The sequence below is a fragment of the Pectobacterium brasiliense genome (assembly GCF_016950255.1).
In the GTDB taxonomy this organism is placed as follows: domain Bacteria; phylum Pseudomonadota; class Gammaproteobacteria; order Enterobacterales; family Enterobacteriaceae; genus Pectobacterium; species Pectobacterium brasiliense.
Window position 1 is genome coordinate 2,602,405 of record NZ_JACGFN010000001.1, and the last position, 24,276, is coordinate 2,626,680.

General features: G+C 50.3%; 20 protein-coding genes and 1 pseudogene. 7 read left to right on the plus strand and 14 right to left on the minus strand.

Features of this window, described 5'->3' with window-relative positions:
• Window positions 1-18: 18 nt before the first annotated feature.
• The gene (locus H4F65_RS11520; protein WP_010284616.1) at window positions 19-828 is read right to left on the minus strand and encodes a VENN motif pre-toxin domain-containing protein; all 810 of its coding nucleotides are present in this window, start codon (window positions 826-828) and stop codon (window positions 19-21) included.
• Between H4F65_RS11520 and H4F65_RS22070 the strand changes: the two genes are divergently transcribed.
• Window positions 797-1,078 carry a SymE family type I addiction module toxin gene (locus H4F65_RS22070; RefSeq protein ID WP_052051599.1) on the plus strand — a complete coding sequence of 94 codons (282 nt, stop codon included), beginning with the start codon at window positions 797-799 and terminating at the stop codon, window positions 1,076-1,078. The two genes, H4F65_RS11520 and H4F65_RS22070, sit on opposite strands and share 32 nt — an antisense overlap.
• A 58-nt stretch (window positions 1,079-1,136) precedes the next feature.
• Entirely contained in the window at window positions 1,137-1,679 is a 543-nt protein-coding gene (locus H4F65_RS11530; protein WP_010284611.1) for an RNA 2'-phosphotransferase, read from the plus strand.
• Here H4F65_RS11530 and H4F65_RS11535 read toward each other — a convergent pair whose 3' ends face one another.
• The 9 genes from H4F65_RS11535 to H4F65_RS11575 all read right to left on the minus strand — a co-directional run bounded on the left by H4F65_RS11535 (window position 1,680) and on the right by H4F65_RS11575 (window position 17,462).
• Window positions 1,680-2,075 (minus strand): SMI1/KNR4 family protein, encoded by a 396-nt coding sequence (locus H4F65_RS11535; protein WP_010284609.1) that lies wholly within the window; start codon window positions 2,073-2,075, stop codon window positions 1,680-1,682. It lies immediately after the preceding gene.
• 3 nt (window positions 2,076-2,078) lie between these two features.
• The gene (locus tag H4F65_RS11540; RefSeq protein WP_146235429.1) at window positions 2,079-2,324 is read right to left on the minus strand and encodes a hypothetical protein; all 246 of its coding nucleotides are present in this window, start codon (window positions 2,322-2,324) and stop codon (window positions 2,079-2,081) included.
• An 86-nt stretch (window positions 2,325-2,410) separates the two neighbouring features.
• Window positions 2,411-2,785 carry a DUF6896 domain-containing protein gene (locus tag H4F65_RS11545; RefSeq protein WP_039318976.1) on the minus strand — a complete coding sequence of 125 codons (375 nt, stop codon included), beginning with the start codon at window positions 2,783-2,785 and terminating at the stop codon, window positions 2,411-2,413.
• Between the two features lies 1 nt (window position 2,786).
• Entirely contained in the window at window positions 2,787-9,872 is a 7,086-nt protein-coding gene (locus H4F65_RS11550) for a two-partner secretion domain-containing protein (RefSeq protein ID WP_010284604.1), read from the minus strand.
• Window positions 9,873-9,943: 71 nt separating this feature from the next.
• A complete protein-coding gene (locus H4F65_RS11555) occupies window positions 9,944-11,722 on the minus strand; it encodes a ShlB/FhaC/HecB family hemolysin secretion/activation protein (RefSeq protein WP_010284602.1) in 1,779 nt (592 codons plus the stop codon).
• A 250-nt stretch (window positions 11,723-11,972) separates the two neighbouring features.
• Complete coding sequence (locus H4F65_RS11560) at window positions 11,973-13,592, minus strand: methyl-accepting chemotaxis protein (RefSeq protein WP_010284601.1); 1,620 nt, start codon at window positions 13,590-13,592, stop codon at window positions 11,973-11,975.
• Window positions 13,593-13,802: 210 nt separating this feature from the next.
• On the minus strand, window positions 13,803-14,882 hold the full coding sequence (locus H4F65_RS11565; protein WP_039319122.1) for an alpha/beta fold hydrolase: 1,080 nt from the start codon (window positions 14,880-14,882) through the stop codon (window positions 13,803-13,805).
• 351 nt (window positions 14,883-15,233) lie between these two features.
• Window positions 15,234-16,271, minus strand: a complete 1,038-nt coding sequence (locus tag H4F65_RS11570) for a M48 family metallopeptidase (protein WP_010284592.1) — start codon at window positions 16,269-16,271, stop codon at window positions 15,234-15,236.
• A gap of 9 nt (window positions 16,272-16,280) precedes the next feature.
• Complete coding sequence (locus tag H4F65_RS11575; RefSeq protein WP_010284589.1) at window positions 16,281-17,462, minus strand: YjgN family protein; 1,182 nt, start codon at window positions 17,460-17,462, stop codon at window positions 16,281-16,283.
• Window positions 17,463-17,886: 424 nt separating this feature from the next.
• Between H4F65_RS11575 and H4F65_RS11580 the strand changes: the two genes are divergently transcribed.
• Entirely contained in the window at window positions 17,887-18,390 is a 504-nt protein-coding gene (locus tag H4F65_RS11580; RefSeq protein ID WP_010284587.1) for a GNAT family N-acetyltransferase, read from the plus strand.
• 109 nt (window positions 18,391-18,499) lie between these two features.
• Here H4F65_RS11580 and rraB read toward each other — a convergent pair whose 3' ends face one another.
• Complete coding sequence (gene rraB / locus H4F65_RS11585; protein ID WP_010284584.1) at window positions 18,500-18,925, minus strand: ribonuclease E inhibitor RraB; 426 nt, start codon at window positions 18,923-18,925, stop codon at window positions 18,500-18,502.
• Window positions 18,926-19,016: 91 nt separating this feature from the next.
• Here rraB and argL point away from each other — a divergent pair.
• Window positions 19,017-19,064 (plus strand): annotated as a pseudogene (argL, locus tag H4F65_RS22165) (putative translational regulatory protein ArgL); the annotation flags it as partial.
• 22 nt (window positions 19,065-19,086) lie between these two features.
• On the plus strand, window positions 19,087-20,094 hold the full coding sequence (gene argF, locus H4F65_RS11590) for an ornithine carbamoyltransferase (protein ID WP_039318979.1): 1,008 nt from the start codon (window positions 19,087-19,089) through the stop codon (window positions 20,092-20,094).
• A 53-nt stretch (window positions 20,095-20,147) separates the two neighbouring features.
• Here argF and H4F65_RS11595 read toward each other — a convergent pair whose 3' ends face one another.
• The 3 genes from H4F65_RS11595 to H4F65_RS11605 form a co-directional block, all read right to left on the minus strand.
• Complete coding sequence (locus H4F65_RS11595) at window positions 20,148-20,813, minus strand: helix-turn-helix transcriptional regulator (protein WP_010284575.1); 666 nt, start codon at window positions 20,811-20,813, stop codon at window positions 20,148-20,150.
• Window positions 20,814-20,817: 4 nt separating this feature from the next.
• Window positions 20,818-21,501, minus strand: coding sequence for a helix-turn-helix transcriptional regulator (locus H4F65_RS11600; protein WP_010284572.1), 684 nt, complete (start codon window positions 21,499-21,501; stop codon window positions 20,818-20,820).
• Window positions 21,502-21,868: 367 nt separating this feature from the next.
• Complete coding sequence (locus H4F65_RS11605; RefSeq protein ID WP_010284571.1) at window positions 21,869-22,333, minus strand: NanQ anomerase/TabA/YiaL family protein; 465 nt, start codon at window positions 22,331-22,333, stop codon at window positions 21,869-21,871.
• 436 nt (window positions 22,334-22,769) lie between these two features.
• Between H4F65_RS11605 and pyrB the strand changes: the two genes are divergently transcribed.
• Both pyrB and pyrI read left to right on the plus strand, forming a co-directional pair.
• Window positions 22,770-23,705 carry an aspartate carbamoyltransferase gene (pyrB, locus tag H4F65_RS11610; protein WP_010284568.1) on the plus strand — a complete coding sequence of 312 codons (936 nt, stop codon included), beginning with the start codon at window positions 22,770-22,772 and terminating at the stop codon, window positions 23,703-23,705.
• Between the two features lie 15 nt (window positions 23,706-23,720).
• Window positions 23,721-24,185 carry an aspartate carbamoyltransferase regulatory subunit gene (gene pyrI / locus H4F65_RS11615; protein WP_010284552.1) on the plus strand — a complete coding sequence of 155 codons (465 nt, stop codon included), beginning with the start codon at window positions 23,721-23,723 and terminating at the stop codon, window positions 24,183-24,185.
• The last annotated feature ends 91 nt before the right edge of the window (window positions 24,186-24,276 follow it).

Consider the following 24,276-nt stretch of genomic DNA (forward strand, 5'->3'; position numbering starts at 1 on the left):
AGAGTTTTGATTCCGACTTTATTCGTCATTTTTATTACCCCTGATTGCTTTTATTTGGCTCTCCGCTTCGGAAGTAGCAGCTTCAGAACCCAAAGCACCGACTACCGTCCCCACAGATTCCGCTGCTCTATCCGAAACAACAGGGCTTAATTTATTACCGTAAGTGATAACTTTACCACCTCCAGCACCAAACGCCGTACCGATTCCCGCCGCAATAGAAGCCGTCAACGGGTCTTTGTTCTGCAACTTCGCGCCCGCATAAGCACCAGCAACACTCACCACTTCTGTAAACCAGAATCCCCTGCCTTGCGTTACCGCCCCGGTTCCCGTCGCGATCAACGCATCTGTATAGCTGAAGGGATCGTTCCCCATTAGCTGATTACTGACATTCGCAGTACCGCTAATAGCGCCTCCACCTATTATTGTGCCAGCACTCAGCATACTAGGTAAAAAGACAGGGGCGACAACCACTGACATACCCGCCCCCCACGCCGTTAACAGGCCTCGCACCGGGTCCTGACCTTCCGGCATTGTTCCCGTTACCAGTTTATGCATCGCGTATTGCCGCTGCTCGTCGGTTGTCGGATTAAGCACATTACCTTTCTCATCCGTCAGATTGGTATTGGTATACAGCGACGTCGCAGACTGACCATAATCGCTCACGCCTTTCGGGACAGCGCCAGGGTAAAAGAGGTTATTCTCAACCGCATTCTGACTTGCCTGCGCCCCCACTACCGCGTTAGTGGTTGAGTCACCCACCGTGCCCGCAGCCAGACCACCCGCCAGAAGCGAAAGCGTGGTGACCGTCTGTTTCTCGCTTTCCGTCATTTCCGAGATGGTTTTGCCCGGATACAACCTGTCGGCAATCACTCGCGCCGCCAGTTCACCCGTCGCGGCACCGACGGCACCCGCCACACATCAAGCATTACGACACCTGAAGGTCGGCTATGTCAGCCGCAGCCCCAGCCTGCACCTCAAGGGCGATTGGCTGGAAGCGGCAGGATTTGGCACCGATATCCCGGTGATTGTGACCGTTGAGTGCGGTAAGCTGGTCATTGAGACGGAACTGCGCTTCTGACTGGCAGACAAAAAAAACCGGCCTCTTTAGTTACCGGGACTCATTTGAGATTATTATCATGAGCAAAAAAAATACAGATATCAGTAAATTTTTAAGTTACATATTACGTCATCAACCTGAAGCTATTGGTTTATCTTTGGACAAGGAAGGATGGGCCGTTATAAGCGATCTTGTTCTTTGTGCCGCGGAAGAAGGCTATAAACTCGACAATAATCTTATTCGGAGTATCGTTAATAATAGTGATAAAAAACGCTTTACGATTTCAGATGATGGATTACGTATCCGGGCAGCTCAGGGACATTCATCGCAACAGGTTGATATAAAGTATGAAGAAAAAACTCCCCCCGAGTTTTTATATCATGGAACTGCAACACGATTTCTAATATCAATTCGTGTTCAGGGATTACATGCAAAAGATAGACAATATGTTCATCTATCTGCCGATGAAGAGACAGCAATTCAAGTTGGAAATCGGCATGGAAAACCGATTGTACTAAAAATAAAAGCCCTGACTATGTACGAACAGGGCTTTAAATTCTACCAAGCTGATAACGGGGTCTGGTTAACAGACATCGTTCCTTATCGGTTTATTCAAGAATAATTACACATCATCTTCAGCCTGCTCTACTTTATAGCGGGCTGACTCAAGGCGAGCCATTTTCAACCATTCAGTAAAGTTATCAGTGTACCCTCTGTCTTCCCAGCCAGAAGATGCAAAGGCATGAACATAGTAAACTTTTGTTTCTCCTGATGTATCTGCTCCATCAAAACAAGCTATATCATCAGAGTAATTTACTTTGGCAAAAGGCACTAACCTCCGGGTTGGGTACTTTCCCTTTACTTCCCTCATCCAGAAAGCAGAAGATTCCTTAAATTCACAAATAAATGACCATGGCTCGATATCAGGAATGACATCCATAGACATTATTTCGATATAAGAGGATGGATACTTAAACTTTTCAGGAAGTTCATCCTCTGTATATAAATACGCGCTCATCTTCTATTTTCCTCTTCCTGTAATTCTGGGAGATTCATTTGAACCATAAGGGTTTTGAGTACCAAAACCTCCAGATTGTTTATTTATTCTCCCCGTGATTGCCTCTCCCCACGTTTGAGGCACAAATCCACGTTTTCTGTCTGAAAACCGTTCGATTTCAGAAGACGTTAATTTTTCATTATAGCTTCTGACGTTAGCTTCAACTTTGACGCCTGCTTCTCTGGCGGCACTGATCCTTGTATTATCCATACTGGTCATTGAGACTGAGCTACGGCTCTGACAGACAGATAAAAAATCCCGGCCTTTTTAGGGCCCGGGATCCTTTGACTACTTAATCATATCAATTCGTATTGCTTTTCTGATATTTTTTGCAAAATCCCAGACTCAACCATTCCATCTAAAACCCCCTTTATCTCATGATCATCATATGATGAAAAATATTGAGATAAGCGCCATATATCTATCAATTTGGGATTTTTGACATTGTTAACATCGACCACAGCCTCTTTCTGATCGCTGTTTATTAAAAACCTAATACCTTTACCATGTTTAACAAAACTCCATTCATCATTATTAACAAAAACAATCCCTTTCTTAGGGAAGTCCAGCAAGAAGTCAAAGTCCTTTAAGCCTGGATAAGCGATAAAGAAAGCCTTCATTAGCATCTCTTGAAGACTGATAAAACTGATAATTTCCCTTTCGTTCATCATATCAATACCTTACCCTTGCTTCAGCGGCTTCACGCAAAAGTTGATCACCTTGCTCTTTCGTAACTTCATGTATTCTAACTGGTATATCTTTAATTCCGGCTTTTGCTGCTGCTTCAGCTCTATGATGGCCATCAATAATAATTGCTTTACCATTTACGATAGCAACGTCGACAGGTTCATTGATATCAAAGCCATTCGCTTTCATATCTTTTACAAGACGTTTTACTTGTGAGCCCGACATTTCATTTTTATTTTGCCTACTAATTAGAATGCTTGGATCTACGTTCTTAGTAGTTACTTGAGAAGTTCCATTTCCAGTGTTATGTCCAGCCTTACTTGCTCCTCCAATAATCCCTGCCGCACTTGTCGCCCCTGCTTGAGCAATCGTATTAATAGCAAGCTGTGACGCCTCATCCGAACCGCCCACTGCTTGTGCGTTATGTATCGCCTTTATACGTCCAGCTTCCAGAGCAGGCGTCACAATGTGCAGATAAGTCCACTCCTCAAGATCTGCACCACTCAAGCGGCCATTGGCCCGAAGTTTTTCCCCCAGTTCCTCAATTCGCTGACCATAATCTGCCTGCAACTCCGCCATTTCTTTGGCTTTTACAACACAAACATCAACGCTGGAGCAATTTTCAACACTCTTGATTTGTTCATCGGAGATTTTCTTGAACTTCTCCGTCACCCCGTCTTTACAGGCACTGTCACTGCCACAGGATGACATTTCACTTAAGCGTTGACGGTTCTCATCCGTACTCAGGAAGTTATTATCAACCGCATTCTGGCTTGCCTGCGCACCCGCTACCGCATTTGTCGTCGAGTCACCCACCGTGCCCGCAGCCAGACCGCCGGCCAGAAGCGAAAGGGTCGTAACCGTCTGTTTCTCGCTTTCCGTCATTTCCGAGATAGCTTTACCCGGATACAACCTGTCGGCAATCACTCGCGCCGCCAGCTCACCCGTCGCGGCACCGGCGGCACCCGCCAGCGCACTGTTGCCGCTGGCTTCCGCCACTATCCCGCCCAGCACCGCGTGCGCTACCGCATTGGCGGCAATATTGACGTTACCCTTTGCATCCGTCGTCGCTTTCTTGATTTCTGTCGCCAGATACGGCGCCGCCGCTCCCGCGATTGCCTGCGCAACATTCCCCCCGGCCAGCCCCTGCACCGCCGCCGAGACCGCCATGATGCCCTGACGTATCGCCCCACCGGTGCCAAAACCAGAACTGTTCAATGCCTGAGTATAGGCTTTGTCATACGTCGTCTGATAAACGTATTGCTGAATCTCGGCCTCTGTCGGGTTCAGGTTTGGCTTATCGCCTGCTGCAAAAGCATCTCTCGCCATCTTCCTGTCAGCATCAGAGAGACCCGCGGCCTTCGCGTCTGCCTCCGCTTTCGCGGCTTTGGTCGCAATGATTGCCCCGTGCGTACCGGCAATATCTATCACCTGGCTGCTGATTTCTGCAATCACCTGCATTTGTTGCAGACGTTTCTGCTCTTTCTCTTTATCAAAAATCGGGCTCAGCGTCTGGTTTGCATGTTCAACATCGTTACTCAGCTGTGCGACATCCTGACGCTGGTTGGCTTCATCACGGATAACCAACTGCCCATTGCTCACCGCCGCACGCGTGGTGCTCGCTGCATTACCGTCATTATTTCCGCTTATCAGCGAGTTGGATGCCAGATTGCTCAGCATCTGCATGCCAACCGGCCCACCAGTGCTGATACCTACACCGCTGTGCGAGGTCTCAAACTCCGCTCGGTTCTCAATGTCACTAAAGCCCAGCGTCCCGGTATCCAGTCGGTTTTTCCCGGCCTCTGCCGTGGAGCCAATCACCGCACCATCAAGCTGCGTATGGTTGCCCACCTGAACATCGTAGCCACCCTGCCCGGCAAACAGCCCAGTCTGCTCCTGCACACTGCGGTAGTCACTGTGCATTTTGTCTTTGCTCATACTGAAACTGGCTGAAGCGCTTCCCGCACCATAAATCGGAATGCTGACGCCTGCACTCATGCTCTGCTGTTTGCTGTCGTAAATGTCGCTGTCCTGCTCACTGCGCAACAGCAAATCGCGTCCAACACGTGCCGTGATCTGCTGTCCGCTGACCTGTGCACCCTGCAACGTGGTATCGCGACCGCTGCTTAGCCGTACCTGACGTCCCGCGTCCAGCAGCGTTTCAGTGTGGCTCAGTCCTTCACCCAGCTCGCTGCCTTTCGCTTTATTCATGCTCGCGTTCACGCTCAAACTAAAGCCGCCGCTGCCAGCACCCAGGCTCAGGCCAATGCTGCCACCTTTGCTCTTGTTGCTCCCTTCCGTGTGCTGACTGTTTTGTGCAGACAGTAGCTGGATATCACGTGCCGCATCCAGTGCCACATCCTGACCCGCACGCAGCTCGCTTCCCTGCACGCGGATATCATCACCCGTTGCGGTCAGAGACAGGTTCCTACCCGCGTTCAGACTGCTACCTTGCGCGGTGCGCTGCTCCACCGTTTGCTCAGATTTCGATGACTGGCTTCCCAGCGAGACACTGACGCCCACGACATTGTTATTTGTCGGATCGTCTTTACCTTTCAGCGCCGCCAGATATGCAGCTTGCCCCGCTTGTACGCCGCTGAGCGTCGCTTTCACACCCTGCAAAGCTTGAAGGCGGCCATCTTCCGTCTCTTTAGCCGTCTGCGCCGTTTGTACGGCCGTATTCACCATGCCGCCAACCGTGCCACTCAGCGCCAGCGTTAGCCCACTCTGCTTCTGTTCATAGGTCTGCCGTTGCGTCTGACTGTTCTCCGCTGCCGTCACGTCTATCGTCTTACCTTGCAGTGTCACATCCTGTCCGGCCACGATGTCGCTGCCTTTTACGGTCAGTTGATTACCCGCCAGCAGCGTCGCGTTGCCTTTTTCACTGCCTATGATGCTGGATTTCTCACTCATGCCATCGGTATCGGTCGTGCTCTTTTGGCTGGCCTGACCGATGGTAAATCCGATGCCGCCGCTACCCATCAGGCCAGATTTTTTCTCTTCCTTTAAATGTGTTTCCTGATGATTTTCTTGCGCCGTGCTCACCGTAATATCGCGTCCGGCGGTAATGCCGACATCCTGCGTACCCGCAACGGAGCTACCCGCGATCTGCACATTATTGCCCGCACCGATCGCTACCGTATCGCCGCTGAACGAACTGCCCACCGCAGATTGATGCTGAATACTGTCGTGGCGTTCGCTGGACTGCGCGGAGAGCAAACCGCGACTGCTTTGCTTGCTGTGTTCCGTCAACGTGTAGGATGACTCACCGCTGGTCAGGTTAATGTCATTGCCTGCCTGAACCTGTAGCCCCTGCTGCGCGGTGACGGACGCCGCCGTCGCATTCAGGTTTTGTCCCGCACGCAAGGCTATCTGACCATTGGCGGCAATGTCGCTACCGATATCTTCGCGCGCCTGATAATGGCGATAATTATTGCTGTCCCAATCACTATTCAGCGTTTCCGTGGTCGTCAGCGTCGCCAGATTCAGGTTGTTCCCCGCGCTGATCAGCGTGGAGCTGTCCGCACCCGAGTTAATCACCTGGCTACCGATTAGGTTGATATCCTTGCCCGCCGCCAGCGTTAGTTCACCCTTATCGTTCTGAACGTACATGCCTGCGACGCGATCCAGAATGCGGTTATCCTTATCGCCACTCAACGTGCTGGCACTGTTGATATTACCGCCTGCCAGTGCGGTCAGTTTGTCTTCTGCCTGAATGACGCCACCGACATTATTCAGATCGTTACGCACCTGAAGCTGAACCTGTTTACCGAGCAGAGAACCGCCCAGATTGTCCAACGTATCAGATGAGATAAACAGAGTATCACGTGCAGCAATACGTCCGCTGTTCAACATACCGCCAGCCAGCCCAACAGAAATCGTATTCCCTGCTAACAGGCTACCCGCACCGATTTGTTCATTCGAACGGACTTTAGAATAAACCTGCGGGACAAGCACCGTCTGTGAAGAGCCATCCGGCAGCGTCACCGATTTTTTCACCATCCAGACCATGTCAGTGGTGAGCAATGCCATCTGCTCCTGCGTCAGCGCTACCCCCGGTGTCAGCGAAAACTGACGACCAAATGCGATGCCCGCATCCATCAATGCCTTGTATTGGGCCTCATCGCTGTTATAGCCCGCCAGATAGCGCTGTCCGGTTAATTGAGTGATCTGCTCGCGAACTTCACGCTGTTCGTAGAAACCATCGCCCAGTCGTTTATCTTGCCCTTCGGTACTAAAGGCTTGCAGCATATAATCAGAGCTAAGCCACTGCTTCTGATTGGTAAAACGGGCATCCGTTTCCACCAGATAGCGGCTTTCTGCCGCGGGTTGCAGCGTAAACAAACTACTGCCTGGAAGCGTCGCCGTCGGCGTACCCACATTTTGACCCACGTTACCTGCACGCAGCGCCGTTACTGCATAGCCCGATCCGTCAAATGCTGCCTGATCACGCCAGTCGTGCACTTTTAGATCGATCGTTTCGACTTGAGCCGCTGGCGCATAGTTATTGCCATCAATCCCCTGGGATGTCCGCGTGACGCCGCGCCAGTTCTTTTTCTTCTTGGCATACCAGCGCTCCTGACGTCCTCGATCGGTTGTGGTACGTTCGCCCGGCGTCGCCAGATTGCTGAGTTCCTTCACACCGTCAATCAACAAACCTGCCGCAATCACTCGGCTATCGCTGTTGGTCATCCTCGCTGCCGTCAGATACAAATTACCGCCGGACAGAATCTGCCCTGGATCGCTCTCTTTTACTCGCGTTTCGTTTACCGTACGGGTGTAGGTATAGCGATAAAAATTATCGTCAGCGTACCCATCCGGCATATGCGCCGTGTTCACACCATATTTATTGCGCGTCCGGCGAATATCACTCCAGTTGTAACGCGTAGTATGTCCACGCAGCACAGCTTCATCGATTTGAGTCGCGCTGGTAACGATTTCCGTCACCAAATTATCGTTAACGTTATTAATCTGGCTGGCAGATAACGCCATATCGCCGATAGATTCAATGGTGGCGCCGTGGTTATTGATCGCCTCAGCCTGACCTGTCGCCATTCCTTCTGCATCCAGATTACGTCCCAACGCCATCACGCCATCGCTGTAAATCAGGCCGTGTTGACGATTATTGAGCGTACCCACGCCCAGATCCAGACGCTGGCGCGCGGCGATCGTTGCTCCCGTATCTGCTTCATTGAGATTATTCAGCGTTTGCGCTTGCAGGCTTATCCAATCACCATAAACGCGACCGCTGCCGATATTGTTTAGCGTGCCCGCATCAATACGGGTTAGCCCCCCATCGATCAGGCCGCGGTTGATTAACGAATCCGACAGCGCCAGTTGCGTCTTCTGGCTACTAATTTCACCGCTGGCGTGGTTATCGAGACGTGCTGCCGTCAGTGTCAATTCGCTGCCAGACTGGATTTTCTGGCGGTTGGTAACGTCCCCCGCTACCGTGAGATCGAGTTTACCGTTTGCAATCACATCGCTCTGGTTGTCGAAGTGCTGTGCAGCGGTGAGCGACATGTCACCCAGTGACAACAGTTGGCCGTCACCACTCAGGCTATCGGCTTGTACATCCAGTTTTTTCCCCGCGATGAGCGTGCCTTCGGTGTTATTGACGGCTTTCGCCGCCGTTACCTTAAGATTGTTATCCGCACTGACTTTCGCTTTACGGCTGGAAACCGATCCGCTGGTAGCGTTGAGCGTAACATTGGTCGCCTGCGTCTGACCGCCGTCGGTATTCACCTCTGCCGCAGCCACCGTCATCGACCCGCCTGCGAGTTGCTGGCCGTTCGTATCTGCACGCTGGCTAGCCGTCAGAGATAAATTGCCCGTTTGCGCCACCGAACCGTCGCTGTTGATTCCCGCGCCCAGCACCGCGCCTTTCTGGTTGCTAATGTTTGCGGCTTGCACTGTCGCATTACGTTGCGCGGCCAGCACACCACGGTTAGCGGTCTGTTGCTGTGTGCTAACGCCCACATCTCGCTGGGCGTAAACCTTGCCGCTATTATCCAGCTCACGCCCCGCCAGTTGTATATCCTGCGAGGCATTAATGCTGCCGCTGTTCTCAATGCGGCCATCGGCAGAGAGCATCACGCTTCCAGCCTGCGCACCAATCGCACCTGCGTTACGTACCCCAACGCCTTGCTCCGTACCAATGAGCTGGATCTTACCCGCGTACATACCACCGAGTTGCGCCACGTCCACTGCCAGCTTCGGCTCTGCGCGCTCCGTTGACGCTGAAGCCGTCGCTGCTTTCTCGATGTTCTGCTGTTCGGCATCGACGGTATTACGTCCTGCCGTCACCTTCAGGTCGTTCGCCCATAACCCGGCGTTGATCTCTACCGTCTGTGCAATCAGGTCGGTATAATCCTGACGGCTGGAGTCCATCCCCGCCCCCTGAACGCGAATATTGCCTTTCTCAACCTGATAGCCCTTAAGCTGGCCGTTTTCCATCATCGCCTTGCCGGTCGTCAGCGTCGCACGGTTAGCATTGATGAAACCACAACCGTCACAGGTGATACCTGACGGGTTAGCGATCACTACCTGCGCTTTTTTCCCTGCGACTTCGATATACCCGTTTAATTTACTGGGATCGCGTGAATTCACTTCGTTCAGAATGATCTTCGCTTCGCCTTTAGCCAGCCACGGGTTACCCGCAACCCAGCCACCTTGCTGTGTTTGCACCTGATTACGCGAGTTATTAAGAATGGCACCCTGCTGATTCACATCGAACTGGCTGTAGACATTGCGCGATACGCCGCCGGCACTTGGCGTTTGAATATTGACTTGCGGTGTCCCGTTGGCAGTTTGTAAGACAGTCGGTTTCTGATTACCGGGCGCGTTGCGATCCGCCACAATGTTCGCCTGTGCCATAGGTGCAAGCGTGACAAATCCCATCACACCCAGCAGCAGGAACGTCAGCGGGGAGAGTCGCCCTGTTATCTGGCTCAGCGTTGGCCCAAGGCCGGACGATGCGGAATCTTTGACGCAGCCGCGACAAAGTTCAGAGACCACCATCAAAACGCCGCGAGCACGGTTAAAAACGATGCGATACAGGTGCTTATTCATTCTTGTTATCCATTCAAAGAAAGAAATTTTTCAACAAACAGGTTTACGACTGGCGCATTCCAAAGAATGCCTCAGTACTGCCAACTCAGGCTAAAACCGAAGACGGCCGGACTGGTTTCAAAGCCGTCGGGCTTGGAAAGCGGGATGCCCGCAAACAGGTCATAGCCGGTGTTCAATACGTTGCCACGAAGCCCGACTACACCACCGGCCAAATGGTTACCCATCAGCCTGTCTTTGCTGTTATTACTGACCTCACCGTAATCCACACCCAGATACAGCTCCTGATTCTGAAGCGGCGTGCGCCAGGCGAGTTCATTGCGTACCAGCCAACCATCGTCGGCGCTGAGCGTGAGCTCGCCGTCGAAGCCGCGAACGGTCCAGCGGTTGCCAATGGAGAACTGATCCTGTGCGGTCAGGCGGGTGTTGGCGAGCTGGCGGCGGTATTGCACGTTATAGCGGAAGGCTTCATCAAACACGGTGAAGGGAACGTCCAGTTCGGAAGAGAACTGAATGATTTTTGACAGCCCAGTTCCTTCGTCGTTAGCTTCTTCTGGGATAGGTTGCGCACCGAACCAGCGAGTACCGCGCTGATAGCTAACGGCGGCATCCAGTGTGGCTTGGGAAATATAGTGACGATGCTGTAACCCCAGACGCCACCCCGCCGTTTTACGCCGCTGAACCTCAACCTCGGTATCATTAATAAAGTTACGTGATTCGCGCGTCATGACTTCATAGCTCACTGACGTCTTCTGGCTACCGCTACGATGCAATACCCGACTGAGCTGGAAATTGAGGCTCTCGTTTTCGCCGCTGTAGGTATAGTTTTCATTTAATCCGGCGATCGTCTGGTGATAGTCATAACCGCTGGCGGTCATCCCAGCCTGCCAGTAGCCAAACGGCACCGAGTAATGGGCAACGTAGCTTTTACTGCCTTTGCTCCCGCGTCCTTGTAAATCGTGGCCGCCGTAGAGGTAGAAGGTATCGCTGAGCGAAAGTGGGTTATCGAGGAAAAGCGTTAAACCGCCCTGATAGCGTCCTGTGCTTTTGGTGCCGGAATCGTCCAGCGTCGCGCCGAGCCGCCAGTGCTTTGCTTGTTTATAGCCAACGACGATATCGCTTTCGCCCGGTTTCTCTCCCGGAACCAGTTGCATATCAGCCTGCGCAGTCGGCACGCGCTGCAAATTCTCCAGCCCTTGCTCAATATCGCGCAAATCGAGCAGTTCACTTTCACGTGCAGGCATAGCGCTGTAGAGCTGGACATAACGGTCACTGTCCGGCGACAACGTTATCTTGCCAACCTTACCGGCCATCACCACCAGCTTCAGCGTACCGCTTTTCAGATCCTGAGCAGGTGCCAATACGCGGGCGGTCACATAGCCGTGATTCACCAGACGGTTTTGCAACGCGCTCATTAACAGGTTAATTCCTTTACCGCCCAGACACTGATTCACCGCCTGATCGGCCAGCCGCTGCAACGGTAGCCAACTGGGGAAATCCTCCGTTCCCTGCAATTCCACCTTTTTGATGGGAAAACAGGGTGTCATCTCCACGGGAAAATGCAGCCGTGTCAGAAACGCCCCCGGCTCCTGTAGGCGCACATCCGGTGGCTGAGGTGAAAGCTGTCGCTCTTGCGCACGCTGCCGTTCCTGCTGATTAATTTGCTGCTGGTTGATCTGACGCTGATCGAGCTGTTGCAGCTCAGCTGATGTAGCGGCATTCGCTATGACTGCAAAGAAAGGTAAAGGCAACGTAATGAATAGCGAACGAATTAATTGGGTATTCCTTAATGTAATACTTTTTATTTCATTGATTTTTAATGATAAAAAATAGAATAGAACAATCCTTGTCATAATAGATAAACCTAAAGGCACAAATAATTAGTTACATTTTCATATCAGATAAAAATATTAGGAATGAGAACTGTCTTATTCGTTCTTATCTCAAATTGACAAAGCAGAGGAGAAAACTAACGGGTGAGTGTGGCGCTCAGATAGGGTCTAGTGTTGGAATATCTATCGCATCATGTTGTGGTTTTGAGGATTACCGTCTGTTTTCTTTCCTGATACAGGCAAACAAAAACAGACGGTGGCCATTTAACGATTAGCGGGCATCGGCCAGCGCGATATTCTGGCGCAAGCCGGGCAGCACGTTGTCCAATTCCCTATTTTCCCTTGCGATCTGGAAACGGGAAACGGACTGTTGCAGATTAATAACCTGCTCCTGAAGTGAATTCGCCGAGGTCGCCACTTCTGATACCAAAGACGCATTCTGCTGGGTCACACCATCCATCTGATTGATGGCAATATTGATCTGCGAAATGCCGCGGCTCTGCTCGCTGGAAGCCAGCGTGATCTCATCCATGATATCGACCACTTTTTTCACATCCATCAGCACTTCGTCCATGGTGTTACCGGCGACTTCAACCAGCCCTGCGCCCTTCTCAATGCGGCTGAGAGAATCATCGATCATGGTGCCAATTTCTTTCGCTGCCGTCGCACTGCGCGCAGCCAGCATCCGTACTTCGGAAGCCACCACCGCAAAACCTTTACCGTATTGACCCGCACGCGCAGATTCTACCGCAGCGTTCAGCGCCAGCAGGTTGGTCTGGAAGGCGATGCCGTCGATCACACCAACAATGTCGGAGATCTTGGCAGAACTCTGCTTGATGGAACGCATGGTATCCACCACTTCGGAGACAACGTTCCCGCCGCGAGACGCAGAATTAGAGGCTTTCAGCGCCAGATCGTTGGCTTTACGCGTGTTGTCTTCGTTGTTTTTCACCGTCGACATGATCTGTTCCATGCTTGACGCGGTTTCATCCAGCGAGGCCGCCTGCTGTTCGGTTCGGCTAGAGAGATCGATGTTGCCGGAGGCAATTTCCTCAACCCCTACGCTTATCGCATCGGTTCCGTTACGCACTACGCGCACCATATTCTCCAGCCCGTCACGCATACGTTGAACCGCAGCAAACAGCTGTGCGATTTCATTTTTTCCACTGCTATCAATCTGCGCCCGCAGGTCACCTTCGGCGATACGGTCAAAGACGGAAATCGCCTGGTTCAGCGGTTTCACGATCATGTTGGTCATCACAGACCAGGCCAACGCCGCCAGCAGCAGTGCACAGGCAATCGCGCCGTACAGGATGACCTCCATCTGTTCGACACGCCCATTTGAATCCGCATAGGCTTCATCAATGCTCTTCAGCTTGAAGGCAACCAGCGCTTTAGAGGATTTATCAAACGCGGCATACAGCACTGTCGATTTCCCAGCGCGCTGGCGATATTCATCCAAATTTCCTGCGTTAAGCGCCGCAAATGCCGGATCGATAAACTCCTGCATCAGCGCATTACGTTTCTCGGCCATGTCCGAAGAAATGACTTTTTCCGCTTCGGACTGTGGGTATTTCAGGTATTCCTGCCACTTTTCACTGGCACCGTCGACCTTGCCTCTGGCGCGCCCTAGCGCGACTTTAGCTGCCTCGACATCCCCTTTCCCCATTAATGATTCGTACAGACGCAAATCCAACCGACCACGCAACAGCAATTCTGAGCTGTCATTCAGCGCAACCAGCCCTGGCAGCACTTCCATATCGACGCGGGCAAATGATTTATTCCCTGACTGAACGGCAATCAACCCTAACACGCCGACGAAAAGCAGTAGCGCCGCTAACGAAAACACCATCATGCTGAGTGCAGTACGGATCTTTATCTTACGAAACATAAATTATCCCTGTGGCCTAAAATAAGAAAGGATGAGCGCCAGCTCCAGAGTAGAGCCGTTCCGTTATTTACGTAATAATCGTTATTCATTTTCCAGACGAGTGAATTTCCACGAACTGAAATAAACTTGTTATAAAACCGTAATAAAATAAAGAAACGTATAAAGAAAACGATGACCGACAGAAAGAAAATTTCTGCCGGTCATGAGTTTTTATTTTTTATTATTTTTCTGAGACGGATTCTTTTCTAAGAAACGTTGTAGCTCATCTTTATAAAACTTCGCCGACATCATGGTGCCATGTCCGCTGGTATCTTTGCTGGCAGGAATAAGGAACAACGTCGCCTGCTTAATTTTCTTAATCTCATTATCCAGAATGCCTGTTTCAATAGGATTACGCTCATCATCCGCAGAGTTAATCACCAGAACCGGTGCCTTAATTTTATTCAGCTCCGGTGCCGCGTTATAATTTGCAGACGAGCCCCAGAGATAAATAAAGTCATTCGCATCGCTGGTCGACGGAGCCGCAAGGCGATCTTCTACCAGTTTGTCCGCCTGTGCGCGCGTCGGCGCTTTGCTCTGATACGCGAGCGTGCCGCCAGTGGTGGCGATACTGAACATAATGCTGGCGGTTTTCAGCGTTGGCGGCTGCTGCGTGTAATTACCGTTATTCCACGTTGGATCGTTCTTGATGGATTCAATCAAGATGCGGCGCATCATCCAGTTACGACCAGACAGCTCGTTTGGCAGCGATGCCATTGGCACCAGCGCATCCATCATGTCTGGGTATTTTTCACCCCAGAGCCAGGTTTGCATGCCACCCATGGAATATCCCATCACTAGACGCAGGTGGTTAATGCCCAACCCTTCTTTGATTAAGCGATATTGTGCCTGCACCATATCGTTATAATCGTACTGCGGGAATTTCATCCGTAAGCCGTCTGACGGTTTGGACGATTTTCCAGAACCGATGCTCTCCGGCATGATAATAAAGTATTTGCTGCTATCCAGCGCCTGGCCCGGCCCGAACAGCTCCCCGCCAAAACCATTTGCTAGCAGTGATTTAATCGGCTGGTTCGTTCCGTGTAACAGTAAGACAGCGGGCTTGGTTTTATCACCGATCGTGTAGTAGTGAATACGCAGATCTTTTAATTTTTCGCCGCTGTTGAAAGTAAATTCTGGCGCAATCCAGTCGCCTTCTTTGGGCTCTGGGAAATTGGCCTGTGCATGCGTTAATGGTGACAGCATTAACAGAAATGCGCCCACCACCCCTGATAGAATTCGATTAATCATAAATAACTCTTCGGTAATCATGAAGTCGTGAAGCCGCGATTTTAATGTCTATTAGGAAAAATCCCAATAAACATAAGCGAACTAATAATAAAAAGAGATTATTGTCTGGTTTTTTTATTTAGCGCGAGAGATTCTACAGATAGTTTTTAATAGGATGATATTTAACGTATTCCTGTTAATCGTCCGGCTACGCAGTTCATGCTTTTCACTCGATATTCACGTTTATAAAAACAACAAAGCACGCTTTTTTTGCTCAAAAATATCTTGTCGGAAGGAGATCGTGTGCGGTGACACCGCACACGATTGACACAAAGCAGGGTTAAATCGGAGATGAGAATCGAGATCGGAGGATTAGTGCTTATTCATCTCGCTTTCAATGGCTTTCAGCCGCTCATCCATATCCGGGTGCGTACTCAGCCAGTCAGGTAAATCCAGCGAATCAATTTCATCATGGCTACGGTCGTTATTGATCAACGCCCGATACATCGCCTGCATCGACTGAAGCGAACGCCCTTGCTGCTGCATTTCTGCTATTGCCCATGTGTCAGCTTCCCGTTCCATAGCGCGAGAAAACTGCATCTCGTTGATAAAGGCAGCAGACTGCAACAAAGTATCCCCCACGCCGCTGACATCTCCCGTCATCCACATGAACGTCAGCGATACCAGCGATGAACGCACCACCATGCGCATTGGGTGGCGATAGGCGTGGTGTCCCATTTCATGCAGCATCACCGCGGCCAACTCGTTGTCATTTTTCGCCAGCGTCACCAGATCGTCACTGATAATCAGCGTGCCATCTGCCAGCATAAAAGCATTCGGCCCGATAGGCGCAGACATGATCTCCAGACGCAGTGGCGTTTTGTCTTCTCGCATGTCCGCGGGCATAACCTGTTGAAACAGCGTTTGCATCGCCTGCTGGCGCTCAACAGGCAGTTCAGAAGGCTTAAAATCACTGTGCCGTAACAGCTTTAGCGTATTTTGCCCCAGTTGCTGTTCAATAGCGCTAGGCATCCGTAGCGCCAGCGCGGAACTTGCCCACGGCAGTACCACGTAAACGTAGTTTATGACGAGCAAGACTGTGGCGAGTAGCGTGAGAATGACGCCACGCTTATGGCGTTCCAGACGATGGACAAGTCCTGGGCGGCGTCGTGCGGAATACCACGTGCGAAAAGCGGGATCGTCGGCAGGAACAAAGCGACCACCGTCAGGAAAGGTGAGCGTTAGAGGAATCGAGCCCAGCGCATCGGAAACCGTGACCTGCTCTAACGCAAATGTCGTATTCGATGACCCAGTGTTCAACACCATCATCGAACCGTTGTCCGTTAAATGAAGAGAAGCGGCCACGCGGGCCGCCAATCCGGGGTATTGATAATGCCCCTCAATATTCATATTCCTGCCTTAGAGACCGACACCCAAATCGAGCGCCTGCACGGCTTCTTCAGCCAGTGCGCTGTTTGCTGTGTCCTGATGAGCCTGAACATGCAGCAGTGCCAGATCGCCTTCAACCGCTGTCGCATTCGCGATATAGCGTGCGTGACGAATCTCTGCCACCGGTGCTGCCCAACCCAAAGAGAAAATAGTGATCAGGCTATTGGTTATCAGCAGCCCCATGTAAGACAGGGTTTGCATGGAAGAGTGTAATTTCACACCACCATTCAGCGTCGTCTGGTTAAACAGATAATTACGCTGTGCGACCACCAGATAACTGCTGGAAACCAGAACACCCAGCAGCGCCACAACGAACATCATGATCATATTGAAGAAGTTGCTCAGCATCATCATCAGTATGAGATCTTCATTTCCGCCGCCCATCATAATAGTTTGGAACAGCGTGAAAAAGAATGAGCTCATGAATGACAGCGCGGCGATCAAGAAAGGAACAAAAATCAGCAGGCTAATCAGGGCGAACTTAATAAACACCGCTTTTGCCAATTCTGCTTTAAACGCTGTTTTGCCGAAGAACAGGTTATTAACATAGAAATCGAGCTGCATCATTTTCATGATGCCATTCACCGCGGCAAATCCCGGAATAGCAACTGCCAATACAATGAATCCAATCAGAATCGGGCTATCGCTCTGCGAGCCAATCAACAGTGCTACAGCCAACACGGCATAAAAAGCCAGTAACAACAGAATAGGACAAAGCAACAACACCCAATACGCGCGGCCCGTCTGGCAGTGATAGTTAAAACGAATACCACGATAACTGGACATAATGGCATTATAACGCCAGTTGCGAATCACGATAATCGGAATCAATGCCGCAAATGCCAATGCGAGAATAGTTCCTAACGTCGGTGAAATCGCTAATACGATATAAAATAGAACAATACCGGCTATAACCAGCAAACGCCCTTTGAGAATCTGAATGGGATCCGCATGGTAATCAAAACGGTCACCGTTAATTTCTGTATTGCCGTAAAAATAACGGCGGCGGCGCACGGTCGCCCAGGCAGAGTAAATACCTAAGGTGATGACCGTTAATAATGCATTCACCAGCCAAATTGCAAAATATTCCCCAGCCTTACCATGAAACTGCACGCGATGCTGCGCGCTATTTTCTGAAGTATTGATAGTCATAGACCTTTCATCCTAAAAGAAATAAGCCTCATAAACGCTTCATTCGATACGTTATTGGCATACAAAAAGCGGCTTATTTAAGCATGTCTTGTTAACGACAACAATAAAAGTTAACAGTAATTAAACAACTGCATAGTCTTATAAATCGTAAGGAATAGCGCTACCTAAATAGTTATATCTTAAGAGATTGCAGGAAATTTTACTTATATCTTAGATAATTCGAGCTCCAGAGTGTCATCTTATGGCTTTAACAGTAGAAAATGCTGGCGCGTTAGTGTGGATATGGAATAAAAATCACCGCAGATACCACGCGAAGAACAGCAGGAAGAACGGGTATAGACGTTGCATCAATGTGGTCTGAAATGGTATTACAATCGGCCAGGATCATTCCCCCTCGTAAACCGTAAGAGCAAGAGTACGTATTATGACAACCGCGACCTCCGCCAATCTTCAGGTACGCCCAATCACTGCGCGAGACGATGCCGCTATCGCTCAGGTCATCCGTCAGGTTTCTGCTGAATTTGGTTTGACGGCTGATAAAGGCTACACCGTTTCCGATCCTAATTTGGACGCGCTGTTTGCCCTCTATAGCCAACCGAAAAGTGCCTATTGGGTAGTTGAATATGAAGGCAGCGTGGTGGGCGGTGGCGGCATTGCCCCACTGGTCGCAGGTGAAGAAGATGTCTGTGAATTACAGAAAATGTATTTCCTACCCGTCGTGCGGGGAAAAGGGCTGGCACGTCAGTTGGCGATACAGGCGCTTGATTTTGCGCGTCAGCACGGCTTTCGCCGCTGCTATCTGGAAACAACCGGCCACCTGACCAGCGCGATCCGACTGTATGAGTCACTGGGCTTCGAGCTGATTCCCCACTCAATGGGTAACACGGGCCACACCGACTGTGAAGTGACGATGTTGAAGACACTGTAATTAGCTGAAAGTACGGTAATCACGCGTTGTCATTCCGAATAAAAAACGCCGCAGGGGTTCCGGCGGCATTTTCAGTGAGGCGTGTTCTTTCGAGTGAATGACTCAATAATTAGTGGCGCTTGCCGTCATCATCTTCATCATAAAAATCTTCATCATCCCCGTCTTCTTCGCCTTCACCATCTGGATCTTCGAAGTAGGTGCCCCAGCCGTCGTAATTCACGCCGTGGCGTTCTGCCAGAGCCAGCAGTTGCTCTACCTGCGCGTCGATTATCTCCGCCTTCAGCGCAACTTCACTGATAGCATCGCAGCACATCAGCAACACACCATCTTCCACTTCCAGTTCTTCCGCATCCGTCACTTCATAACCCAACTTGAAGGCTTCTACAGCGACTTTTTCCAACACTTCAAACTTCTCAGCAGAGAAATGGTGTTCAATGGTATAGAGCGCGTCAGGATCGCTGCCATCATCCAGCAGTTCTTCAATGATCAGGCGTGTCTCTTCCCGTTGCTCTTCCAGTAATTCGCGGTTTGCCATGCCTCAGTCCTCATTAAACGACGTAATATTACTTATTGTCCCACAGCCCTGCGGCTTGCTCCACCACAAAGTTTGATATCACCACTTGAATTTGAATAATTACACATATAAAGTGAATTTTAATTCAACCAATGGTGTTGAGCCACATGGAGAGGTACATCATGCAACCGTTCTATAAGCGTCACTTTTTAAGGTTAATGGATTTTACACCCGCAGAAATTGCCCATCTTTTAGCCCTGTCAACGAAGCTGAAAGCCGATAAAAAAAACGGGACAGAAGCCCGACGTCTGCAAGGCAAAAACATCGCACTCATCTTCGAAAAAGATTCGACTCGTACTCGCTGCTCTTTCGAAGTTGCTGCATACGATCAGGGCGCGCAAGTGACCTACCTCGGCCCAAGCGGCAGCCAAATCGGCCATAAAGAATCCATCAAGGATACTGCACGCGTACTGGGAAGAATGTACGACGGCATTCAATATCGCGGCTACGGCCAGCAAATTGTCGAAACGCTGGCACAATACGCTGGCGTTCCGGTCTGGAACGGGCTGACGAATAAATTCCATCCTACGCAGCTGCTGGCGGACCTTCTGACAATGCAGGAGCATTTGCCGGGTAAACCACTGTCAGAGATGACACTCGTCTATGTCGGTGATGCACGCAACAACATGGGTAACACCATGCTGGAAGCGGCGGCGCTGACCGGGCTGGATTTACGCCTCGTTGCGCCAAAAGCCTGCTGGCCGGATGCCGGTCTGGTGGCTGAGTGTCAGGCGGCGGCAGAACAAACCGGCGGCAGCATTACGCTAACGGAAGATATCGCCACGGGCGTCGCGGGCGCAGATTTCATTTATACCGACGTCTGGGTTTCTATGGGGGAACCGAAAGAAACCTGGAAAGAGCGTATCGCGCTGCTGAAACCGTATCAGGTGAACATGGCAATGATCGCCGCGACGGGTAATCCGCAGGTGAAGTTCCTGCACTGTCTGCCCGCGTTCCACGATGATCAGACGACGATGGGCCAACAAATGGCGGAGCAATATGGTCTGCACGGTGGAATGGAAGTCACGGATGAGGTCTTTGAATCCGCGCACAGCATCGTGTTCGATCAGGCGGAAAACCGCATGCACACCATCAAAGCAGTGATGGTCGCCACGCTGGTACAGGATTAAGGTTTAGCCTGCCTTTGATGTGTTTTAAAAACAGATCAGAGGTAGGCAGGCCCTCAGGTAATCGACACATGCCCTTTTATCAGAAAAAAAGGAGGAATGTAGTTATCCCATCCTTTTTGGTTGCAGTGCTGGATCAAGGCGGCGCTGTTTGCCACACCTGTTTTATCGCAGCAACGCGTTATCCTGTTACGAAGCGCTGAAGAACTGATACCGAGTATGTCCGGAATACGGTTCTGCTTCACCCCGCTCTGCAGCAAAAGAACGACTTCCCACTCTTTGTCTGTAAAAATATTTGCCGGTCGGGTGAACACAACGGGCTTCCTTTCGCATGGCGTAAGAAAGGTTGAAAAGTAAACATTGGTGATTTCTATGTAAGTGCAAACAATACCGTCATTGCCATCATTGAGCCGCCAAGGACGCTTCTCCACCAGAAAAGACCTGAGCCTATTCCGTCTTCCGTAATCAAATGTTTTAAGGACGACACTCATTTCATTTGTGGTCAATATTTTTTGGTCGTCATACAGTACACGGTCATAGTGCTCGCTGACATCGGGCGTTAAGTCAGTGTCGATACAGCCTAAAAGTTTATTTTCTGTTACGCCGAAATACTGACATACCATCTTATTGCCATAAACATACTGGGAGTTTCTATCCTTTATTGCCCAGCCAAATAAAGAGTTATTAAAGTAATACTCAACAGGAGTCAAATCTGGATCCATCAGTTTAGCCTCTGATAATGATATGTCCTTTTTTCAGAAAGAACAGCGGGATGTAGTTATCATATCTGTTATCTCTACAGTATTCCTTTAAGCCTGAGAGTGAATTCAAGCCTGTTTTTCTGTAGCAGCTTCGGAGTCTGCTGTTAACGGCATCGACGGTGATGGAGAGGATGCTGCTTATATCTTTCAGCATCATCCCACAGACCAGCAGGTAAATAACCTCCCATTCCTTCTCGGTAAATATTTTAGAAGGAGGCTCGAAGGTGGAATGTTGAATTATTGTTCCATTTAGCAACGAGGTCGGTGTGATGATCCTAACATGTCTGACGCTGATAACGGTGCCTACACAGTTGCGATGTTCATCATAGATTGGCTCCTGAATATTGTAGGCAGGCTGCATTATTTTTTCTGAGCCTTGAATATGCGTTGTAATGGCTCTCACCGCCTTACCTGTACGCTCTATCTCTCGTTCCTGCTGGTTAAAAATGTCTGAAAATTCGGCGACAGGAACAGGGATATCCCTAATGTTCAAGCCTTCATAATCATAACGAGTTGATATGGTTTGCCAGGTTTTAAAGGTGTTATTGACATAAATAAAACGGGAGTTTGTATCTTTTACTGCCCAGCCGACGAGAGGATCGCTTGCAAACATCGCGATTAAGCTGTCAGGTAATGTAATTTGTTTCATCAGTGTATCCCTACATTAAAATTACCCTACATAAAATATGCCGTACCTGATATGCACCTGTTTATAAAAAATAAAATAGAATAAAAAGTCTGTGACAGGCCAATGCCAGGGAAAACATCCTACATAATTTAAAGTAATAATATACCTATAATCGAAAGGTCATGAGGTTTTCTAGCAAAAAAATCATCTTCTGAATAATGCCAGTCAGTTAAGCAACTGACTGGCTGTTTTTTCGAGGCCTTACTGTATTTACGTATGCTTTCTTTTACTGCTCTACAGAAGGGAAAAATCACCGGGAGGCATCTGAGGAATTATTGCCATTATTCTCTTCCATTTTATGGTTGAACGTTCCTTGTTCACAAAAATCCTACACCAGTGACGCGTCGATTTTCACCACGGCTTTGCGCACGTGCGCGGGTTCACCAACGGCACACAGCGGTTTATGCACTTCGCCAGGGAAGAAGACAACAAAATCCCCTTCCTGCATCACAAACTGTTTTTCCTGCTCACCCGCAGGCAAGAAAGCAATGTCTTTATCCGCCAGCCAATCGGTATCCGGCTTGCCCGCAGGCAGGTTACTGAACGTCATCCCTTCCACACCAGACAGCACAATCTGAATGTCCAGATATTTGGCGTGATACTCGGCGCGACGTTTTTCCAGCAGATCGGTGCTGTCGTTGGAGATCAGCACAAACACGCTATTGCCGTCGATATCATGCTTGCCCAATGGCGTGTCTGCCGTAATGTTTTGCTTCACGTATTCAATCGCTTCGCGCAGTTTGGCAGGCAGATAAGGAACCAGTTCAAGGTGGTGGACGTTGCCAGTAATCATAAAAACCCTCGTTAATATAAAAATGAAACCCTGTTTTACAATCCTTATACTCTCCAAATGTGACGCCCGCCAGCGTGTTCATCCGAAAAAGTGAACTGCCCACCACTCTTCTCCCACTCACGCACGTTATGCATACAGCACGCGACCCGCAACCGATTGCTATGCGTAAAAAACCACGTTTTCTGCTTGAAATAGCCTAGTCGGCGCGTATAATTCCCGACAGTTTGCTGGGAGGGGTCATGCACCGTTACACAAAAAAATCCGCTGCTTATGTTGGTTCTCAACCACAACTGCCATCCGGCAGCCAGCTAGCGTTTTCCTTTCCGTTGCTCAATCATTCAATGAAGAAAGCCCCTCAATGAGGGGCTTTTTTTTGGCCCACAATCCGGGCAACCAGATACGACATTTCCTGTGTACACGTTAGGAGAAAGACAACATGGTCAATCCGCTCTATCAAAAACATATTATTTCGATTAACGACCTCAGTCGGGACGATTTGGAGCTGACGCTACGTGTCGCCGCCAGCCTGAAAGCCAATCCTCAGCCGGAGTTGTTGAAACATAAAGTGATTGCCAGCTGCTTCTTCGAGGCCTCCACCCGGACGCGTTTATCCTTTGAAACCGCGATGCATCGCCTCGGTGCCTCCGTCGTCGGTTTCGCTGACAGCAACAACACATCGCTGGGGAAAAAGGGTGAAACGCTGGCCGACACCATTTCCGTCATCAGCCAATACGTGGATGCCATCGTAATGCGTCACCCGCAGGAAGGCGCTTCCCGCCTTGCGACCGAGTTCTCCGGCGGTATTCCGATTCTGAACGCTGGCGACGGCGCGAACCAACACCCGACGCAGACGCTGCTCGATTTGTTCACCATTCAGGAAACGCAGGGCCGACTGAATAACATCAATATCGCGATGGTCGGCGATTTGAAATATGGCCGCACCGTGCATTCACTCACGCAGGCGCTGGCGAAGTTTGAAGGTAACCGCTTCTACTTCATCGCCCCGGACGCGCTGGCGATGCCAGACTACATTCTGAGCATGCTGAAAGAGAAGAATATCGCTTACAGCCTGCACAACAGCATCGACGACGTCGTCGGCGAGCTGGATATTCTGTACATGACGCGCGTGCAGAAAGAGCGTCTGGATCCGTCTGAATACATCAACATCAAATCCCAGTTTGTCCTGCGCGCCGCCGATCTGCACAACGCCCGCCCGAATTTGAAAGTGCTGCACCCGCTACCGCGCGTTGATGAGATCACCATTGATGTGGATGCCACGCCTTACGCCTATTATTTCCAGCAGGCAGGCAACGGTATTTACGCCCGTCAGGCGCTGCTGGCGCTGGTCCTGAATCGCGAACTGGTTCTGTAAGAGGAAGAAACCATCATGACACACGATAATAAATTACAGGTTGAAGCGATCAAACGTGGCACGGTGATCGACCACATTCCCGCACAGGTAGGTTTTAAGCTGCTGACGCTGTTTAAACTGACCGCGACAGACCAGCGCATCACCATCGGCCTGAATTTGCCGTCCAACCATCTTGGGCGCAAAGATCTGATCAAGATCGAGAACGTCTTCCTGACCGAACAGCAGGCGAATCAGCTGGCAATCTACGCACCGCAGGCAACCGTCAATCAGATCGATGATTATGACGTCGTGCGCAAGCTGGTGCCGACGCTGCCAGACCACATTACTGGCGTGCTCACTTGCCCGAACAGCAACTGCATCAGCCGCAGCGAACCGGTTTCATCATCATTCAGCGTGAAGCAGCGCGACGGCGACGTTCACCTCAAATGTAAGTACTGCGAGAAAGAATTTGAGCGTCAGGCGGTACTGCAAGATCGCTAGTTTTCTGCGTTACCCCGCGATGGACATTGCCTGTCGCGAGGCTTTTTTGAATAATGGCGGCGTCCGCGTTCCTTTTACGCCCCCATCAAGG

Excerpts from the sequence above, each read along its gene's own strand:
- H4F65_RS11520 (WP_010284616.1), bottom strand. The coding sequence starts at position 828 with ATGACGGAAAGCGAGAAACAGACGGTCACCACGCTTTCGCTTCTGGCG.
- H4F65_RS11530 (WP_010284611.1), top strand. The coding sequence starts at position 1,137 with ATGAGCAAAAAAAATACAGATATCAGTAAATTTTTAAGTTACATATTA.
- H4F65_RS11535 (WP_010284609.1), bottom strand. The coding sequence starts at position 2,075 with ATGAGCGCGTATTTATATACAGAGGATGAACTTCCTGAAAAGTTTAAG.
- H4F65_RS11540 (WP_146235429.1), bottom strand. The coding sequence starts at position 2,324 with ATGGATAATACAAGGATCAGTGCCGCCAGAGAAGCAGGCGTCAAAGTT.
- H4F65_RS11545 (WP_039318976.1), bottom strand. The coding sequence starts at position 2,785 with ATGATGAACGAAAGGGAAATTATCAGTTTTATCAGTCTTCAAGAGATG.
- H4F65_RS11550 (WP_010284604.1), bottom strand. The coding sequence starts at position 9,872 with ATGAATAAGCACCTGTATCGCATCGTTTTTAACCGTGCTCGCGGCGTT.
- H4F65_RS11555 (WP_010284602.1), bottom strand. The coding sequence starts at position 11,722 with ATGACAAGGATTGTTCTATTCTATTTTTTATCATTAAAAATCAATGAA.
- H4F65_RS11560 (WP_010284601.1), bottom strand. The coding sequence starts at position 13,592 with ATGTTTCGTAAGATAAAGATCCGTACTGCACTCAGCATGATGGTGTTT.
- H4F65_RS11565 (WP_039319122.1), bottom strand. The coding sequence starts at position 14,882 with ATGATTAATCGAATTCTATCAGGGGTGGTGGGCGCATTTCTGTTAATG.
- H4F65_RS11570 (WP_010284592.1), bottom strand. The coding sequence starts at position 16,271 with ATGAATATTGAGGGGCATTATCAATACCCCGGATTGGCGGCCCGCGTG.
- H4F65_RS11575 (WP_010284589.1), bottom strand. The coding sequence starts at position 17,462 with ATGACTATCAATACTTCAGAAAATAGCGCGCAGCATCGCGTGCAGTTT.
- H4F65_RS11580 (WP_010284587.1), top strand. The coding sequence starts at position 17,887 with ATGACAACCGCGACCTCCGCCAATCTTCAGGTACGCCCAATCACTGCG.
- rraB (WP_010284584.1), bottom strand. The coding sequence starts at position 18,925 with ATGGCAAACCGCGAATTACTGGAAGAGCAACGGGAAGAGACACGCCTG.
- argF (WP_039318979.1), top strand. The coding sequence starts at position 19,087 with ATGCAACCGTTCTATAAGCGTCACTTTTTAAGGTTAATGGATTTTACA.
- H4F65_RS11595 (WP_010284575.1), bottom strand. The coding sequence starts at position 20,813 with ATGGATCCAGATTTGACTCCTGTTGAGTATTACTTTAATAACTCTTTA.
- H4F65_RS11600 (WP_010284572.1), bottom strand. The coding sequence starts at position 21,501 with ATGAAACAAATTACATTACCTGACAGCTTAATCGCGATGTTTGCAAGC.
- H4F65_RS11605 (WP_010284571.1), bottom strand. The coding sequence starts at position 22,333 with ATGATTACTGGCAACGTCCACCACCTTGAACTGGTTCCTTATCTGCCT.
- pyrB (WP_010284568.1), top strand. The coding sequence starts at position 22,770 with ATGGTCAATCCGCTCTATCAAAAACATATTATTTCGATTAACGACCTC.
- pyrI (WP_010284552.1), top strand. The coding sequence starts at position 23,721 with ATGACACACGATAATAAATTACAGGTTGAAGCGATCAAACGTGGCACG.